This is a genomic window from Coprococcus sp. HCN-4056 (assembly GCF_037892645.1).
Classification (GTDB): Bacteria; Bacillota; Clostridia; order Lachnospirales; family Lachnospiraceae; genus Coprococcus; species Coprococcus ammoniilyticus.
This window is the reverse complement of the sequence record NZ_JBBKBL010000001.1, coordinates 87035-105879: the sequence shown is the minus strand read 5'-3', so window position 1 is coordinate 105879 and position 18845 is coordinate 87035. Positions and strand designations below refer to the sequence as shown.

At 41.5% G+C, this 18845-nt stretch carries 12 protein-coding genes; 11 read left to right on the top strand and 1 reads right to left on the bottom strand.

The window, feature by feature from the left end; translation table 11 throughout:
* The 11 genes from rplI (at nt 1) to WKT03_RS00305 (ending at nt 18538) form a co-directional block, all read left to right on the top strand.
* Nucleotides 1–450: a 50S ribosomal protein L9 gene (gene rplI, locus WKT03_RS00355; RefSeq protein ID WP_021944646.1), complete on the top strand. Its 450-nt coding sequence runs from the start codon at nt 1–3 to the stop codon at nt 448–450.
* Nucleotides 450–1790, top strand: coding sequence for a replicative DNA helicase (gene dnaB / locus WKT03_RS00350; protein ID WP_021944647.1), 1341 nt, complete (start codon nt 450–452; stop codon nt 1788–1790). The genes rplI and dnaB overlap by 1 nt, the downstream gene beginning before the upstream one ends.
* A 92-nt stretch (nt 1791–1882) precedes the next feature.
* Nucleotides 1883–3037 (top strand): enoyl-ACP reductase FabV, encoded by a 1155-nt coding sequence (gene fabV, locus WKT03_RS00345; RefSeq protein WP_340390755.1) that lies wholly within the window; start codon nt 1883–1885, stop codon nt 3035–3037.
* 210 nt (nt 3038–3247) lie between these two features.
* Nucleotides 3248–4750, top strand: a complete 1503-nt coding sequence (locus WKT03_RS00340) for a LuxR C-terminal-related transcriptional regulator (RefSeq protein WP_340390754.1) — start codon at nt 3248–3250, stop codon at nt 4748–4750.
* A gap of 68 nt (nt 4751–4818) precedes the next feature.
* Entirely contained in the window at nt 4819–10557 is a 5739-nt protein-coding gene (locus tag WKT03_RS00335; protein ID WP_340390753.1) for a leucine-rich repeat protein, read from the top strand.
* A 243-nt stretch (nt 10558–10800) separates the two neighbouring features.
* Complete coding sequence (locus WKT03_RS00330; protein WP_117784493.1) at nt 10801–11880, top strand: hypothetical protein; 1080 nt, start codon at nt 10801–10803, stop codon at nt 11878–11880.
* Between the two features lie 330 nt (nt 11881–12210).
* Nucleotides 12211–13983, top strand: a complete 1773-nt coding sequence (locus WKT03_RS00325; protein ID WP_340390752.1) for an RNA polymerase sigma factor — start codon at nt 12211–12213, stop codon at nt 13981–13983.
* Between the two features lie 331 nt (nt 13984–14314).
* The gene (locus WKT03_RS00320) at nt 14315–14668 is read left to right on the top strand and encodes a hypothetical protein (protein WP_340390751.1); all 354 of its coding nucleotides are present in this window, start codon (nt 14315–14317) and stop codon (nt 14666–14668) included.
* A gap of 30 nt (nt 14669–14698) precedes the next feature.
* On the top strand, nt 14699–15787 hold the full coding sequence (locus WKT03_RS00315) for a fibronectin type III domain-containing protein (protein ID WP_340390750.1): 1089 nt from the start codon (nt 14699–14701) through the stop codon (nt 15785–15787).
* 109 nt (nt 15788–15896) lie between these two features.
* Complete coding sequence (locus tag WKT03_RS00310) at nt 15897–16025, top strand: hypothetical protein (RefSeq protein ID WP_021944656.1); 129 nt, start codon at nt 15897–15899, stop codon at nt 16023–16025.
* Between the two features lie 65 nt (nt 16026–16090).
* Nucleotides 16091–18538, top strand: a complete 2448-nt coding sequence (locus tag WKT03_RS00305) for an RNA polymerase sigma factor (RefSeq protein WP_340390749.1) — start codon at nt 16091–16093, stop codon at nt 18536–18538.
* Here WKT03_RS00305 and WKT03_RS00300 read toward each other — a convergent pair.
* Nucleotides 18530–18844, bottom strand: a complete 315-nt coding sequence (locus WKT03_RS00300; RefSeq protein WP_173784022.1) for a PqqD family protein — start codon at nt 18842–18844, stop codon at nt 18530–18532. The two genes, WKT03_RS00305 and WKT03_RS00300, sit on opposite strands and share 9 nt — an antisense overlap.
* Nucleotide 18845: the final 1 nt, after the last annotated feature.

The window sequence follows — 18845 nt, the reverse complement described above, 5'->3', positions numbered from 1 at the left end:
ATGAAGGTTATCTTACTGGAAGATGTAAAGAGTCTCGGAAAAAAAGGAGAGCTGGTAAATGTCAGTGACGGTCATGCCAGAAATTATATCATCCCGAGAAAGCTGGGACTTGAGGCAACACCGAAGAACCTGAATGATTATAAGTTAAAGAAAGCGCATGAAGAAAAGGTTGCAGCAGAGAATCTTGCAGCAGCAAAAGCGCTGGCAGCAGAGCTTGAAAAGGCATCTGTAGCCGTCGGTATCAAGGTAGGAGAAGGCGGAAGGGCATTTGGTTCTGTATCCTCCAAGGAGATCTCAGATGCGATCAAGAGCCAGTTGCATTATGATATTGATAAAAAGAAAATCGTGCTGAAGGATGCGATCAAAGCAATGGGAACATTTACTGTTAAGATCAAGCTGCATCCACAGGTACAGGCAGAGCTAACAGTAAAGGTAGAAGAGGCTGACTAATGGAAGACGCATTTATCAGGAAGAAACAACCATATAACCTGGATGCAGAACAGTCAGTTATCGGTTCTATGATCATGGATCGTGATGCGATCGTAGACGTATCGGATATACTTACGAAGGAAGACTTTTACAGTGCACAGAATGCAATTCTGTATGAGAACATGATCGAGCTGTTCAAGGAAGGAATGGCGGTTGATCTGATCACGCTGAATAACCGGCTCCGGGAGAAGAATATTCCGGAAGACGTGGCGGGTATGAGTTATATTGCAGATATCATAGCCGCAGTGCCAACCTCGGCAAATGCCAAGTATTATGCGAAGATCGTAGCAGATAAAGCGGTGCTTCGCCGTATGATCAAGATGTGTGAGGATGTTGAAAAGGACTGTTATCTGGATACGGATGACGTGGATGGTCTGCTTGAGACAGCAGAGAGTGGGATCTACAAGATCGTACAGCAGAGAAACGGTGCAAATGATTTTGCGTCGATCGATTCAATCGTATTAGATGTTATCGATCAGATCGAGGCTGCATCCAGACAGAACACCAGAGTTACCGGTGTGCCGACCGGATTTATTGATCTGGATAACATGCTGACAGGTCTGCATGGATCGGAACTGATCCTGGTAGCGGCTCGTCCTGCTATGGGTAAAACTGCATTTGTCTTAAATATTGCACATCATGTAGCTGTAAAGAAGCGTATTCCGGTAGCAATATTCAGTTTGGAAATGTCGAAGGAACAGTTGGTAACACGTATGATCGCGCTGGATTCACTTGTTAATTCACAGAAGATCCAGACGGGACAGCTTGTAGATGATGAATGGGATAAGATCATGGAGAGTACAGAGGTTATTGCTGATGCCCCGATCTTTGTTGATGATAATTCTGCGATCACGGTAGCCGACCTGCGTTCCAAATGCAGAAAATTAAAACAGAACAACGACCTGGGGCTTATCATCATCGACTATTTACAGTTGATGAGCACGAACAAGCATGTAGAGTCCAGACAGCAGTTTATTTCTGATACATCGCGAGCATTAAAGGTGCTTGCAAGAGAACTGAATGTTCCGGTTATTACCCTGTCACAGTTGAACCGTGCAGTTGACTCCAGACCGGATCATAAGCCGGTGCTTGCCGATCTGCGTGAATCCGGTGCGATCGAGCAGGATGCCGATGTTGTTATGTTCATCTATCGTGATGATTATTACAATCCGGATACCGAGAAAAAAGGTATCGCTGAGATCATCATCGCAAAACAGAGAAAAGGTGCGACAGGTTCCGTTGATCTTGTATGGATGCAGGATTACACGAAGTTTGCAAATAAAGAGCACCCGCAGATGTAACGGATCAGAAAAAAGATATTAATACGGAATGTATAAATATAAATCGAGAAAGAAAGTCCGAATAAATCGGAAGATCAGAGGAGAAAATTAAAATGGTAGTAGAACCAAGAGTAAAGGATTATATCTGTACCACCGCTCATCCGGTTGGTTGTGCAGAAAATGTAAAGAATCAGATTAAGTATGTAAAGGCACAGCCAAAGGTTGAGGGACCAAAGAAGGTACTTGTGATCGGAGCATCGACCGGATATGGACTCGCTTCCAGAATCGCAGTTGCATTTGGCTATGATGCAGATACACTTGGTGTTATGTTCGAGAAGGAATCCAATGGAAGAAGAACAGCGACCGCAGGCTTCTATAATACAAGAGCATTTGAAGAAGAAGCAAAGAAGGCTGGTCTGTATGCAAAATCCATCAACGGAGATGCATTCTCACTGGAGATCAAACAGCAGGTAATTGATACGATCAAGGCAGATTTTGGAACTGTCGATATGGTTATTTACAGCCTTGCAGCACCAAGACGTGTAACACCGGATGGGCATAAGTATTCTTCTGTACTTAAGACTGTGGGTGAGGAGTATTCCAATAAGACTTTAGTTCTGAAGGACAATACAGTAACAATGGCACATATCCCGGCAGCAACCGAGGAAGAGATTGAGAATACCATCAAGGTTATGGGTGGTGAGGACTGGATCGACTGGATGCAGGCATTATCAGATGCAGGTGTTCTGGCAGAGCATGTGACAACTGTTGCATATTCTTATATCGGACCAAAGATCACATTCCCAATCTATGCGGAAGGTTCGATCGGTATGGCAAAGAAGGATCTGTACAGATCAAGTGATATCATCAATGAGAAGTTTGCAAATGTTACATCTTATATTGCAATCAACAAGGCACTTGTAACACAGTCCAGTGCAGCAATTCCTGTTGTTCCGTTATACATCACGCTGTTATATAAGCAGATGAAGGCAAAGGGTGTTCATGAGGGCTGTATCGAGCAGATGGCAAGACTTTTCCTTGATAAGATGGCTGGAGAAGCAGAGACAGACGAGAATGGATTTATTCGTATGGATGACTGGGAAATGGCAGATGACATTCAGGAAGCAGTTGCAAAGAACTGGGATGCGGTTACCAGCGAAAATGTAAAAGAGCTTGCAGATATCGATGGATACTGGGATGAGTTCTACAATATGTTCGGATTTAAGATCGATGGTGTAGATTACAGTGCAGATGTAGATATTATGTAAGGAAACAATTGTGACAATAGACGGGTTCATCGGAAGGTGGATCCGTTTTTTACTTTATTCACAAAATATGTTCTGTAAAAAAGCGTTCCGGTCAGGTGTGAAAACCGCAAGGGTTTGGGCAAGGGTTTGGTTTTTATGTCTGAAAGGTTTGCTATACAAAAACAGGAATAAATAATATAATCTATAAGCGTCAGGGTTATGGGGGTATGTATGAAACAAATGAATAACGAGATAATTTATCCACGATCGGAAGAAGAAGTGTTGCTGATATTAGCGACAGCAAAAAAAGAAGGCCATCTGTTAGAGATTGTTTTTGATGAGTTTGTGAAGAAACCATTTTCCATGCCGGTACTTTGGGGGTGCCGGGCATATTTCTACGGGCTGAAAAAAGAAGAGCTGTCCGCACATCCGGTTCTGTTTACTCATCTTGCATTGCTATCTGCTATGGATGGGGACTTGAGTCAGGCAAAAACATATGTACAGTTTATGGGGAAGACACCGCGGCTGGTGAAAATGGATACATATGATATGATGGACATTTGTCGTATCAAAACAGAACTTGTCATGCCATATATAAGTGATGCAATGTTTTTTCGGATCGTAAGCTTTCTAATTGAAGAAGAACTGGTGCCCGTGATGGGTCTTACGCTTTCAGCATGCAGACCAAGTATACTGAATGGTTTTCGCGACTTTACAAGATATGGCAAATATCTGAAAAAAAGTAAGGACAGGATAACAGAAGCCGCATGCCGATTATATGGTGGAAGTGTTGGACAGAAAGTGTATGAGATCATGCTGGCAGAGTGGTATTATCAGAACAATAATTGTTTTGAGGCACTGATTCTTGTGACCGGAACGATTCCGTTGATCGAGCAGGAGAAGGATATGCGTTGTCTGTTTGTGGCACTTGCACTTCAGATGAAGATCCTTTTGGTAAATGGACAGACAAAAGCTGCACGTCCTTTGGTGGAAAAGATTCGGAAACGGATACAGATTACGGGATGGGATGAATTAACTTCAAGTCTGAATGCGATCGAATGTCTTGGTGCCTGTTATGATGGGCGACTACAGGATGTAGAGCGTTGGTTAGATGATATAGCACCGGATGAGAATAAGGGCATCTTCATGATGGATATGTATGCATGGATGGTTAAGGTGCGATGTTATATACAGACAGGCAAATATATGGCTGCCTATGTATTGACACACCAGCTTATTGCATTGTTGATTCCGGGCAGACGTTATATGGATTTGTGTGAATGCTATATGTTGTCAGCTATCATATATTATAAGATGAAGAATATGGAAGGCATGTGTGAGGAGCTTTCCAAGGCCATTGCGCTTGCAAAAAGGTGTGGTTATATCAGACTGCTTGCGGACACAGGCAATTGTATGGTACAAATGCTGGCAATTTATCAGAAAGAATATGAAGAAGATTCCTTCATAAGTGAGATTAAAGAACTTGCATATTCGGTCGGTACTTATTTCCCTGATTATTTAAAATCTCCATATGAATATTATGAACCTCTGACTCAGATGGAAGAAAAAGTCTTTCGTTTGATGGCACAGGGCTTAAGTAATGATGATATTGCACGACAACTGGGCAAAAAGACGGGAACCGTGAAGTTCCATAGTTGTAATATCTTTCGTAAGCTGCAGGTTCCGACGCGTCAGGAGGCAGTCGAACGCGGTCGGGAGATTGGTCTGTTATAAAACAGACGCTTTAATATATAAGAGCATTTGGCTCTTTTATATAAAAAAATAAAAAGGAGGAAATAAGATTGAAACAGAAAATTAAATTTGTGAAGCGTTTCATGTCAGTGGTAGTGGCTGCAACTATGGTGTTTGCAATGGTTGCAGGTATCGGTAACTTTTTTCCGAATATAAAGTCGGAAGCGGCGACACGTCAGACACTGTATATCTGTGATATTAAATCCGGTGGATTTGGTGCCAATTATGCAGGATATACAAGACTGTCTATTGATGGAAATGCGGGAAATGTAAACAGGGGATGTGGTAAAGGTTCAGATGAATACATCTGGGTAAAGACGACCACAGATCCGGCACAGGCATATACAAGGATATGGTCTGTATGGCAGAATAATTCAGGTACTTCAAGCAGTCTTGACGGATATAGCGTTGAGAGAAAGACGGGTGACCTGAATGATGGTGTAGGTTCAAAATCCGGTTATATCTACATCTATGCAACAAAGGACAGGAATGCTGGAGATCCAATCTCATCACTTGGTATCTGGAATGACACTGATAAAAAGCTGCAGTATGCCGGAGGAAATTCAGGAAGCAGTCTTAAAAGCCAGAATGCAGAGAGGGTCGAGAATGTTGACAGCAACTGGAACAAGATTGATGGAGATCTCAATAAAAATGCCGGAGGTGCATATATTTATCTTTATTGTAAGAGAGCACCTTATGTGATTCCAAATGATATAAGGATTACTTTTGATGGTGAATATCATAGGGGATATGTAGAGTCAAAGACATCCGGCGTATCGATCTCATATGATAATACCGGTATGTATCAGGTAGGAAGTAATACTACAAAATATGCGGTGTCAAAATCCGGTATGGAGACAGCATATGGTACATTTACAAATACGATCGCTGATCCATATGGCTATGACAAATATACGAAGCTGGAGGATGGACTCTGGCTTGGAGTAAAGAGCACAGCGGAAACAGCAACAAAAGATGACTATTCTTATTCGGAGACGGATGGACTTACGATCAAATCTGATAAGGAGATGATCCTGTTCGGAACAAAATCCGGTAAGGTTATGAAGGGTCAGATCAAGGCAGCAGGGGATATTGATGTGAATCTTGCGATCCGTAGTCTGACGATCACACGGAATACTCAGGGGGCAGCGATCACAGTAAATCCGGCAGAGGGTAAGACCGTGACGATCACTGCTTACGGAACAAACAATCTGACATCATCGGGAGCTTATGCAGCGATCCAGAAGAATGGAAGCGGTAAGCTGGTACTGACTTCTACGACGAAAGGTACTATAAATGCAACTGCCGGTAACAATGCGACATATGGAGCAGCCGGTATCGGTGGTGGTACAGACAAAACCTTAAAGGTTGTTTCAAATATTGAGATAAATGGAAATGTAATTATAAAAGCAAGGGGATCACAGCCATCAAATGAAAGCTATGCAGCATATGGAGCAGCCGGTATCGGTTCTCAGTACAATATGCCGGTTGATGGCATCCGGATCTCAGAAAATGCAGACGTAACAGCAATTGGTGCAAACGGAGCAGCCGGTATCGGTTCCGGTGCAAATGCTGATGCTGCCAATATCGAGATTGTAGGCGGAATCGTAAATGCAACAGCGGGAAGTGGAACGATCGGTTCTAAAAATATTGGCGGAGCCGGTATTGGTTCCGGTGCTTACATAAATGATGAAGCAAAGCTTGCTTCCGGTATTACCATTTCAGGAGGAACTGTAATAGCGACCGGTGGAGACGGCGGAGCCGGTATCGGTTCCGGATCTGATGTAGAAGCAACAGAGATTAAGGTAACAGGCGGTGTTGTAAAAAAAGCAACAGGCGGCACAGATGCAGCTGGTGTTGGCTCGGGAGCAAATGCAAAGGTATCATATATTATGATATCAGGTGGAACTGTAACAGCAGTTGGTGGAGCAAATGGAGCCGGTATCGGTTCCGGTCTGGCAGGTGCAGCCTCCGATATTTACATTTCAGGAAATGTAGCTGTAACGGTAACAGCAGGAACAGACGGAGCCGGTATCGGTTCCGGTAAGAATGCATCCGTTGATAATATCAATATTTATTTAGAGTATGCAGGAAATCTGACTGTCGATGGTACAGAAAACGGAGCCGGTATTGGTTCCGGAGCAACAGATACTGTATCAGAGGCAACAAATATTAATATTTCAAATACAGGTTTTATTAGTATCAGAGCAAGAGGAAATGGAGCCGGTATTGGAGCCGGTCTGAATTCAGAGACAAGGGATATTAATATTATCGGCGAGGTCGTTGAGACAAAAGGAAAGCTTATAGTTATTGCTGCAAATGGTCCGGCAATTGGTGCTTATGCAGGAGATGTTAAGAACGTAAATGTCTTAACAGATGCAACAGTCAACCTTAGTGCTGAAAATGGTATTGCAGTAGGAGCACTGAATGGCTCATCTGCTTCTGATATTACAATTATCGGTGATAATATCTGTGGAGCAAAGGCAGAGGATGTTCCTGTTCTGGGAACTGTTTCTAACTCTGTTCTGTTCGTAGGAAAGACATATGAGGTTTATGGAACAGCAACCATTCGCAAGAGTACACATATTAAAGCAGGAACAACATTAGAATTACCGTCATCATCCAAGCTGATCATTCCTAAGGACGTTGAACTTGTAGTTGATCCACAGCATGATGATGTACTTCCGGGTGCGCTTGTCTGGGCAGCTGACAGTGATGCACAGTTGATCATCAATGGTACTTTAACAGTTAATGGAACAATGGCGATGGATTCCGAATATGGTATCATTGTATTGAATGGTTCTCTTAATCTGGAAGAAAATGCTAATATTTACGGTAAGTTCTTTATGAATGGTAAATATACCGGAAATGGTGTTATCACAAAGGGAAAGAATCAGACTCCGGAGGAAGGGGAGATTGCTGTATACCTTGAACTGGATATTGATGATGGTGTAACCTACAATGCAAAGGGAAATCTTGCAGAGAACCAGTTGATCATTGATGAGTCCAGTCTGGAGGATACGGCAACCGGTACATACGCAATTAATAATATTGTTGCACATGACGGATTCCAGATCACAGATATCCTGTTGGATGGCAAGTCCATTATAAATGACAGCAGTTATGTTACAAAGAATCAGGAAACAGGAGAGTACAATGTAGTATTATCGGTATCTGAATATCGTGGTGAGACGATAAAATTTGCAGTTAAAGCAAAATCAACCGTAGAATCGATCAGCATCGAACGTTTCCCAAATAAGACAGCATTTGCCAAAGGGGCAGAGTTTGATCTGAATGGTCTGAAGGTAGTAAAGACATATAAGAATAAGAAGACTGCACCGGTTGATATTGATAAAGAGCTGAAGGTTACAGGCTATGATATGAACAGCGTTTCTGCACAGACGGTAACACTTCAGTATATTGCAGATGACAGATACAGTGATGATATTACAGCATCCTATGAAATAACTGTATTTGATTTTGCAGGTTTAAATAAGGAAAAGACCACACTTACTGCGGGCGGCGAATCATTTGTTGCTACAGATGTAGATAATGCGGAGCATGTTGTTAAGTTTGCATTAGGTAAGAATGTTGGTGATATCTCAGCACTGAAGGATAAGATCCGTCTTCAGGTACAGGGATTTACCAATTCAGTTGGTCAGATTGATTTTGTATCAAGTGAAGTAGTTGGACAGAATGCGGTTGAGGCAACATATGTAGCAGATATATATGTAGATAAAGCAAAAACAGTAGTGATCCAGTATACAATAGTGATCACACAGCCAACCTTATACTATGATCTTGCAGAGGCAGCAGTAGCAGTAAATGGCGAATATACCTATGATGGAACGCAGCAGACACCGGATAAGGAAAATATCGAAGTTACAATCGATGGCGCAGTTGTTCCGGACGATCAGTATACGGTAGAGTATGGTGAGAATGTGAATGCCGGTACCGGTAGACTTACGATCAAGGGTGATGGTATTCATACTACAAACAGTAAGGAAGAAACATTTACAATTGCAAAAGCGAAGCTTAAGAATATAGATGCACTTGTAAGATCAAATGAATTTACAGTTCAGAATGATGTGAAGCATGAGCTTCAGATAGAATTTGGCGAGATCGAAGGCCTTGCAGCAGATGAATATACTGTATCTTATAAGAAGATATCCGATCAGTCAAATATCGTGGCAAATGTATCAAACGGAGTTATCACGACTGCTTATGATACATCCTATTCAAAGGCAGGAACAGCAGAAATCGCTGTTAATGTAACAATTAAGGATAGTGCAGTAAACTATTATGCAGATTCTGAATTATCACATTCCATAAATGTTACATTAACAAAGTATGTAAAGGGAACCAATATTACGATCACTTCCGATTCTGATGATTTTGCGTGGGATGCATCAGCCGGTGAATATAAGGTGACGCTTTATAAGGGCGAAAAGATCTGGATCGATGCCAAACTTAACGATGGATCAACAGATGTTATTGACTATAAGGTCGCAGAAGGCGGCGAAGAGATAGCTGCTTGTGATGGAATTACCATTTCTGCGTTAGGCAAGGGATCGACCATTATCACTGCAAGTACAGGTAAGGGTGCTACAACAAAGAGGATTGCGGTAACGGTTCTTCCGACTATCAGACTTGAATTAACCGGTACGGAGGCTTATGAGAAGGTGTTTGGCGATAGCGCATTTACACTGGATGTGGCTTTAAAGGATACAGCGCTTGAATCCAAGCTCTCTGCATTACGGTATGTTTCGGCTGATCCGGAGGTTGCTGCTGTAGATGAGACCGGTAAAGTTACTATAATGGGATGCGGTGAGACTACAATTACAGTAACATCTTATACAGAAGAAAGAGCATATACATCTGACGAATATGTAGTAATAATCAAGGTTAAGGCACCACATACGAAACATATCAAAGATAATGGAACAAGAGTTGAGCCAACCTGTGAGAAAAATGGTTCTATCACATATAGATGTACCGAGTGTAATGAGGTTATAGATACAGAAGAATTGAAGGCAACCGGACATACATGGGATAAAGGAAAGGTTACAACACAGCCAACTACAAAGACAGAGGGTGTAAAGACATATACCTGCAGTGTCTGCAAAAAGACAAGAACAGAGCCAATCGCAAAGCTTCAGGAGCCAACACCGGTGAAGCCAACACCGGAAAAACCAATAGTAAAACCGATCAAGAAGGGGGATGTGGTTTCTGATGACAGTAAAGCTGCAAAGGTTCAGGTTATAAGCACATCCAAGAAAACAGTTGCATATAAAGCACCTGTAAATAAAAAGGCTAAGACTGTCAGCATTCCGGCAACCGTGAAGATCAGAGGTAAGAAATACAAAGTAACACAGATCGCAGAGGGTGCTTTCAAGAATAATAAGAAGGTAACAAAGGTTACAATCGGAAGCAATGTTAGTAAGATTTCCAAGAATGCTTTCAATGGAGCAATAAAACTTAAAACCGTTACTATGGGACAGAACGTAACGGAGATCGGAGCATATGCATTTAAGGGCTGCAAAGTTCTTACCGGTATTACGCTTCCGGCGAAGACAACGAAGATCGGAGATCAGGCATTTAGCGGATGTAAGAAGCTGAAGACAATTACAATTAAGTCTTCAAAGATAACCTCAAAGAAGCTTTCTAAAAATGCGTTTAAGGGTATAACCAAGGTTACAACGATCAAGGTACCTAAGAAGAAGGTTTCCTCTTATCAGAAGCTGTTTAAGAGCAAAGGCTTATCTTCCAAGGTCAAGGTAACAAAATAACAAAATAACAGTAAAAGCAAAGGACGCCGTTTGTGGTAGGAATATTACAGACGGCGTTTTCGTTTTATCTGGACAGTATGAGTCAAGGTGAAAAAAATTTTTAAAAAATTTGAAAACTTTAAAACCTTTTTCCATTTGCCCCTGTCTTATATAGTAGAAGGCAGGAAAATAAAATATTTCTCTTGCATCTGTAAATATTTATTGTAATATAAAAATATCACAAAAATGAAAAGGAGAAGAAGAATGATGAAAAACAAGAGCTTATGGAAAGGGTTAATTGTAATGCTGGCAGCAGCATTCGTTATGCTGGCAGTACCGGTGCAGAAGGTGTCTGCAGCAGAAACAAAACTGAAATGGGGCAGTACGTATAGTGGAAGTATAAATGTAAGTAAATGTTATAAATATGCATTTTCTTTGAAACAATCCGGAAATGTCACCTTTGTATTTCAGGTATCGGATGCTGGATATGCATTTACCAGTATGGATGAAATAACAGTTTTGGACGAAACAGGAAAAGAAGTATACAGGATTGATAATGTGGGAGATTGTAGTTTATCGCTGGATTTGCTGGCAGGTAATTATACATTAAGAATAGGCATGGAAGATGGTATGGATGGTTGTAATTTTACATTTACACCATCATTTAAGTCATCTAAGGAAACGAAGTCCGAGCGTGCAATGGCAAAGAATAATGAGATGGGAACAGCAACCTCTTATAAGATTGGTAAATCTGTAAAAGGACAGTTAGCGTTGAATGATGATATAGATATTTATAAGATGAGAGTAACAAAAAGTCAGTATCTGAATCTGACGGTATCTAGTAAGCTCCGTGAACTGAACATTAATTTGGTAAACACAAGTGGCAGTCGGAATGTTAGTATATCAGATATTGAAGCGGGACTTCATAAATACAGAGTATTTTTACCAAAGGGTACATATTATGTCAAGTTCAGAGGTGGTGTAAATTATGCAACGGACTATCATTATACAGGTAAGTATTCCTTTAGAACTTCTGTAACTGCAATACCAAAGCCAACTATTACTAAAACAAAACCGGATAATAAGTATAAGACGATGTATATACGGTGTAAGAAAAATTCATTGGCAAATGGCTATCAGTTCCAGATTGCAAGAGACAGAAAGTTTAAAAAGGGCAAAAAGACAAAGCAGGATGAATATACAGGAATGTATATGGTTGATTTGAAAAAAGGAACATATTATGTTCGTGTTCGTTCTTATGTGAAGATTGATAATTATGGTAGTACTCCGGATGAATATTATTATTCTTCTTGGAGTAAGGTTAAGACTGTTAAGATTAAATAATAATAAATACAACCCTACATAAATAAGTACAAAAACTGACATATGGATCATCATATTTTCGGAAGAAAAGATACCTGATCCGTATGTCAGTTTTTTGTTGCCTTTATTTTCTTCATCTTGCTATCCCCTGTGAACTACGTTACAATGAAATCTGGAGAGATTGTACTGAATATGCATAAGAAAGGCTATTCTTTGGATCAGATTGTCGAGATAACAAATCTGAATGTTAGTACAGTAAAAGCTATAATAGGTTAAACAGAAAAAACGGATCTGACATATTTCTATTAAAAGTATAAAAAAATGAAAAAACAGGCGTGTGGGAGGCTACAAATGATTTGCAAAACGTGTGGGAATGATCTGCAGGGAAATGAATATAACTGTCCGTTCTGTGGGGCGGCAGTCGATTATACAGAGGCGGTGGAGCAGGCAAAAGCCGGAAAGGAAGCAGGCTTTTCCTATCTGTATGAGATGACATATCGAAACAAACTGTATATAGCGATGAAATATATGAAGAATGAGGATGAAGCGATGGATGTTCTCCATGATTCCTATGTGAAAGCATTTGAGCGGCTTTCCGGTCTTCAGGATGCAAATTCATTTCCTGGATGGCTCAGTACCATTGTTGCAAATACCGCAAGGAATACATTGCGAGACCGCCATACAGTGAATTTTTCGGATATGCAGAGAGAAGATCAGGATGGGGAGGCATTTGAATATTCGATTGCAGATGAGAACATGACAGCCCAGCCGGAGATGGCATGTACAACGAAAGAAACGCAGGAAATGGTACAGGAACTGATCGGTTCATTGTCGGATGAGCAGAGAATGTGTGTGCTGATGTTCCATATTGAAGGATACAGCATAAAAGATATTGCGACAGTTCTTGGATGTTCAGAGAATACAGTAAAGTCCAGACTGAATTATGGACGTAAGAATATCAAGGCAAAGGCAGAGGAGCTTCAGAAGAAGGGCTACAAGCTGTACAGCTACACACCTATGGCACTTCTTACCTATCTGCTCATGGCAGAACGAGGAACTATGCTGGTAGCAGGAACCTTCGACAAGCTGGCAGGTGTTGGAAGTGTAGTCGGTGCCGGACTGATCCATGGTGGAGCAGCAGGTGCGTTATCTGCCGCCGGAAGTGCCGGAGCGACCGGGGCTGCAGGATCAGCAGTCGGAACAGGTGCAGCGGCAGGAGGAAAGACTGCGGCAGCCACAGCGGCAAAACAGACCTTTTTAAAGACAGTAGCCGGTAAGATCACGATGGCGGCAGCCGGGGTAGCAGTAGCAGGTGGAGCAGCCGGAGTAGCAATCTATAATCACAATAAGAATACCTGGCAGGATGCATATACAGAGGTGCTGAAGGAATATAGACAGGAAATTCAGGATTATGGCTGGCAAACTTCGCAGATGCGGGAGAATGAACCGACGTTGGTAGGAGAATCCAGAGCGATTACTGTTGCTGATATTATGGGAGATGATACTCCTGAACTGATCTTTGCGGTACAGGATGAATCAGATCCGAATAAAGCTGATCTTTATATATATACATATATAGATAATGAAGCAATACAGGTCTATAGTGGAGAACTTGATACAAGGTCAGATGAGAATCGGGACAAATGGGGATCAGAAGGAACACCATATGTATTAGTTTGCACTAGAGAAGTTTCAGAAAATGGATGCCGGATGTATATACTTTGCAGCGATGGACAAAGTGATAATACAGAGATTGGTGTCATAGATAAGATGATAGAATTCGATGTGGCTTCATCTAGTGGAGATTATCTGCAGCCGATTGTCTGGACCTGTCATGCAGAACAAGTGGGGGATGAAGAAACAGCACTGCTTGCAGAACGGGACGGTATATCTGTGGCCTGGGAGGAATATCAGACAAAACGCGACGAAATATATCAAGAAGTGGATAGTGAGGTTCTGAAGAACATGGCGGCGACAGCTCCTTATGGCATATATGATCAGTTGGCAGATATTAACAGAGATTCGTCAGGAAATATAACGGCAGATCGAAATTTAGGAGGAGTAAGTGACGGATGTGAAATGTCCTATGCAGGTGCATTGAAATATTTTAAAGAGAGCAAATAATAAAAAATTATTAGCGTGCCTTTGGCTGTTTATGAGGATCAGTCAAAGGCATTTTATTTTATAAGAGAAAGTTCATTCTATAAAAAAACTCTCCGACTGAAAATACCGAATCTCTCCGATTGTATTTCCAAAAACTCTCCGATTGAAAATGCCAAAACTCTCCGATTATACTTAAAAAATGGTGTCTGAAAAATTTTTAAAAAATTTCAAAAAATATAAAACTTTTTTGCAACCTCTGTGTCATATAGGTGAAACGATACAGAGGTTGCATTTTTTATGGATGAATTTCCGGATGAAATGTTCCTCAGATAAAGAAAAGGAGAATAAAAAAATGAAGAAAATGAAAAGAATCGAAATCGCACAGTACATCGCATTGGGAGCAACTTGTTTAACCGTTTTAGGATTTGTCCTTTCCGGTATTTTTGGTGGCAGGATCCCGATGACCATGATGGGGTATGGAGTTATGGCAGGTATTGTTTCCTACTTCTTCGGAGGGTTTGGAACTGCGGTGAGAATGGCAGGCAAGATAGCAAAATGGGGCTGGCTCATCGTACCATTTCCATATGACATCGTTACAGGTATGGTATCCTTCTTCATCTCGATCATGGTCTTTATCGGATTGCCGATCATCCCGATCCGTAAGGCATACAAAGAGCAGATGATGGATGTTGAAGTAGTTGAGTAAAAAGAATGTAGAAAGAGAGGACAGATTATTATGAGTAGAAAAATGAAACAGATCATGTTAGCAGTAATTTTAATGGTGATGATGTGTGCAGTAAGTCCTGCACGAAAGGTATCCGCAGAGGTGTTAAACAGTCCACAGCAGATCGTATGGGGACAGAGTTACAGTGGCGAGCTGGAGGATGCACAGAATACATATGAGTATACATTTACGATGAAGAAATCCGGTACATTTTCTCTTGCGATTGCGACGGAGGAAATTGGAAAGACCCACACCGGGCTTAATTATATAAAAGTCAGCGATATGTATGATAATGAGATCTATACAGCATCAGTCAGTGAAGGAAATGGCAGCTATAAGGCAGAATTATTAGCAGGTGATTATAAATTATCACTGTGTGCAGGTTTTTATACCGGCTGCAAGTTTACATTTACCGCATCATACAAGGCATCCGGCGAGACACGTTCCGAGGCATGGCTGTCACAGAACGATGAGAAAACGATGGCATTTACCTATAAGGCAGGTACGACCTATAAAGGACAGTTTGCATTTAACGAGACAACAGATATCTATAAGATGAAGATGACAAAGAACCAGTACATGAACATTCAGATCAACAGCAAGATCAAGGAAATGAATGTTGTGATCGAGAATACGAATGGTGACATTCACTATATTCAGACGGGTGTTACACCGGGAACCAGAAAATACACATTTTTCCTGCCAAAGGGAACCTACTACATCACGATGACCAAAGGCTGGCCATATAGTGTTGATCCAAATTATGCCGGAATGTATACATTTAAGACGACATTTACAGATGTTCCGAAGACCACTGTAAGCAAGGTAAAGAATCTTTCATCCGGAAAGTTAAAGGTAACATGGAAGTGCAAGAGCAAGGCGACCGGATATCAGATCCAGATCGCAACGGATAAGAAATTCAAAAAGAATAAGAAAGTATATGATGCGCCATTTAAGAATTACAATAACTGTACATTCTGGGATCTGAAAAAGGGCAAGACTTATTATGTCCGTGTCCGTTCTTATGTAAAGGCAGGTTCCCGCGAGAAGAAATGTTACTCTGCATGGAGCAAATATAAGACTGTAAAGATAAAGAAATAGAATATAATGTTATCCTGATTTTGTGGTATGCTATAATAAAGCAAAAAATATCCAAAAACTTAAAACTTTTTACCCACCTGATCTGTCCAATAAACAGGAGGTGAGATATATGGATGTGTGGAAGGCAGTGCGCGCGTTTGTTGCATTGTTAAGAAAAGAACGAAAGGAGCTGCCGGACGATCCGGAACGCAAGAAAGAATTATTTGACCGGATCGAGCATGACAGGCAGTCCAGATAAATAAAGGTATAAAGATAATATATAAATTACAGAAATAAGATAAAAAGCAGGAGGAGCAGGATAACATGAAGTGCAGAACATGTGGAAATGATTTACAGGGGAATGAATACAACTGTCCGTTTTGCGGAAGCTGTGTGGATTATACACAGGCAGTGGAACAGGCAAAGGCAGGGCGTGAAGAAGGATTTACGTTCTTATATGAGAATACATATCGGAATAAACTCTACATTGCAATGAAGTATATGAAGAATGAGCAGGATGCAATGGATGTCCTTCAGGATGCCTATATAAAGGCATTTGCCAGATTAGATAGTTTGCAGGATGCAAATGCATTTCCGGGATGGATGAGTACCATCGTGGCAAATACTGCGATCAATGCACTTCAGAAGAAAAAGGCAGTCTTGTTTTCTGATCTGCAGAATGAAAATGATGAAGGGGATGTCTTTGAGTATAATCTGGAAGATGAAAACATGAGTACACAGCCGGAGATGGCATGTACCGTGCAGGAGACACAGGATATGGTGCGGGAGCTGATCGATTCCCTGTCGGATGAACAGAGAATCTGTGTGCTTATGTTCCATCTGGAGGGTTACAGTATCAAGGATATTGCCACAGTACTGAACTGTTCCGAGAACACCGTAAAGTCCAGACTGAATTATGGACGTAAGAATATCAAGGCAAAGGCAGAGGAGCTTCAGAAGAAGGGCTACAAGCTTTACAGCTACACACCGATGTGTCTTCTTGTATATCTGCTTATGGCAGAACGTGGAAATATGATCGTTACGCATGTATTTGAGCAGATGGCAGGCATTGGTGGAAATGTTGCAGCCGGCATCATTCATGGTGGTGCTATGCAGATGGCAGGCAATGTTACAGGCGGGGCTGCACAGGTAGCAGGAGGAGCTGCACAGGCAGGAGCCACAGGACAGGCAGCAGGAGGAGTCACTCAGGCAGGAGCCGCAGGATCGGCTGTTGGTGCAGTAGAAGGCGGAAAGGCTATCGCAGCTACAGTTGGAAAACAGGCATTTATAAAAACGGTAACAGGCAAGATCGTGATCGCAGCCGCTTCCGTTGCCCTGGTAGGAGGTGCGGTCGGAGCAGGATTTGCATATAAGCACTCACAGGATAAGAAGAAAGATCAGAATGCAACAACAGAAGTCACTTCGGAAGCAAGTGATGATACTGTTACAACAGAGGTGACAACAAAGGCAGAGGTAACCACTGAAGTTACAACGGAAGAACCAACAGAGGTAACGACAGAGGCAGCCATTGATGAAAGTCTTTATAAAGCAGCATACAAAGAGGTACTTGAATCCTATAAGACACAGATCGACAATTATTTCTGGCAGTATGAATATGATTATTCCACAAAGACTGCAAAAGAGGAACAGACACCGATCGTATTTGCCGATGTTACAGGTGATGGTGTGCCGGAGATGATCCTGGTAAGATCGGAACAGAACGAAGCTTCAATTGCGCAGATGGATATATATAGCTTTGACGGAACAAATGCAAAAAGAATCTTTGGAACGGATATGGAAGAATATAGTGGCTGGGATATAAATGCCGCTTCCGGAACCAGTTATTATCTGTTTACGACTAAGAAGGGAACCTTATATGCATATAGTGGAATCGGAGATGAGGGATATACGGATCAGTATATCAAATTTGCATTAGATGATTCCGGTATGCTTCAGAAAGCAACAACCTGGGCAAGAAAAGAAGGACCAAATGAGGATTATTCGGCAACGGTTGTTTCATGTACCAAGAATGGATCTGAGATATCAGAGGATAAGTATGATACGCAGGTAAAGAAATTACAGAAGAATTTTGATACCTTGTTAATGTATAATGGCCAGGGCAAGGATAAAGCCAAGGAGGTTCTTGGTACGCTGGATGATACCGCCATGACCTATGATGAAGCTATGGAATATCTGGGAAAGATCACACAGAAAAAAACGGACAAAACGGCATCTGACAAAAAGCAGGAGAAATCTGCCGATAAGAAAGAAGTCTCTGCCGGAAATGCAGGAGAGGTAGCAATGACATTGCCGGAGGATCTGCCTGAGAGCTTTACTATGTCAAGCGGAGTAGGAGCATGGGCTTCTGGTATTAATATTAAGCCGGATGGAACATTCACGGCATCTTTCCATGACAGTAATTATGAAAGCAGTTCAGTTTCCAGTGGTTCCGGGACATTTAAGAATATTGAACAGGTGGATAAATATACCTATACGATGGAGTTGGATACTTTAAAGTATGATGATGAGATCGGTAAAGTGGTTGCAAATGATAACGGATACAAAACCACATTTACAGAACTTTACGGAATTGCGGGTGGAACGACATTTACAGTGTATCTTCCGGGTGCACCGACAGCAGATATGCCGGAAGGGATGCAGCGTTGGTTAGGTTTCCATTATTACAGTGTGCCTATACCGGAGGCACTTGACTGCTATGCAATCTATAATGTGGACACAGAATACGGATATTTTAATACAGGGTTACAGTAAATAGATAAACCTTACCCTCTCCAGTGTTTCAAGAAAGGCGATAACGCGTTTTAACATATCAGGAGCTTCTTCGGGGAACTGTTCTTCCATGATGGATACCAGATTGAATACCGTGTTGTCGCCATTTATATGAACCCATAAGGTACTGCCATATCGGTCAAGCCTGATATGGCTTTTCTTTGGTTTGTGAAAATATTTCTGGGCGATCTTGTGATAAAAACCGGTATGCGGCATCTCGATCACAATAATTCCATCGGGCGACTGTTCCCATGTATAATTCAGATTGATGCAGGGGATTTTGTCCATA

Excerpts from the sequence above, each read along its gene's own strand:
- WKT03_RS00320 (WP_340390751.1), top strand. The coding sequence starts at position 14,315 with ATGAAGAAAATGAAAAGAATCGAAATCGCACAGTACATCGCATTGGGA.
- rplI (WP_021944646.1), top strand. The coding sequence starts at position 1 with ATGAAGGTTATCTTACTGGAAGATGTAAAGAGTCTCGGAAAAAAAGGA.
- WKT03_RS00330 (WP_117784493.1), top strand. The coding sequence starts at position 10,801 with ATGATGAAAAACAAGAGCTTATGGAAAGGGTTAATTGTAATGCTGGCA.
- WKT03_RS00305 (WP_340390749.1), top strand. The coding sequence starts at position 16,091 with ATGAAGTGCAGAACATGTGGAAATGATTTACAGGGGAATGAATACAAC.
- WKT03_RS00300 (WP_173784022.1), bottom strand. The coding sequence starts at position 18,844 with ATGGACAAAATCCCCTGCATCAATCTGAATTATACATGGGAACAGTCG.
- WKT03_RS00325 (WP_340390752.1), top strand. The coding sequence starts at position 12,211 with ATGATTTGCAAAACGTGTGGGAATGATCTGCAGGGAAATGAATATAAC.
- fabV (WP_340390755.1), top strand. The coding sequence starts at position 1,883 with ATGGTAGTAGAACCAAGAGTAAAGGATTATATCTGTACCACCGCTCAT.
- dnaB (WP_021944647.1), top strand. The coding sequence starts at position 450 with ATGGAAGACGCATTTATCAGGAAGAAACAACCATATAACCTGGATGCA.
- WKT03_RS00315 (WP_340390750.1), top strand. The coding sequence starts at position 14,699 with ATGAGTAGAAAAATGAAACAGATCATGTTAGCAGTAATTTTAATGGTG.
- WKT03_RS00310 (WP_021944656.1), top strand. The coding sequence starts at position 15,897 with ATGGATGTGTGGAAGGCAGTGCGCGCGTTTGTTGCATTGTTAAGAAAA.
- WKT03_RS00340 (WP_340390754.1), top strand. The coding sequence starts at position 3,248 with ATGAAACAAATGAATAACGAGATAATTTATCCACGATCGGAAGAAGAA.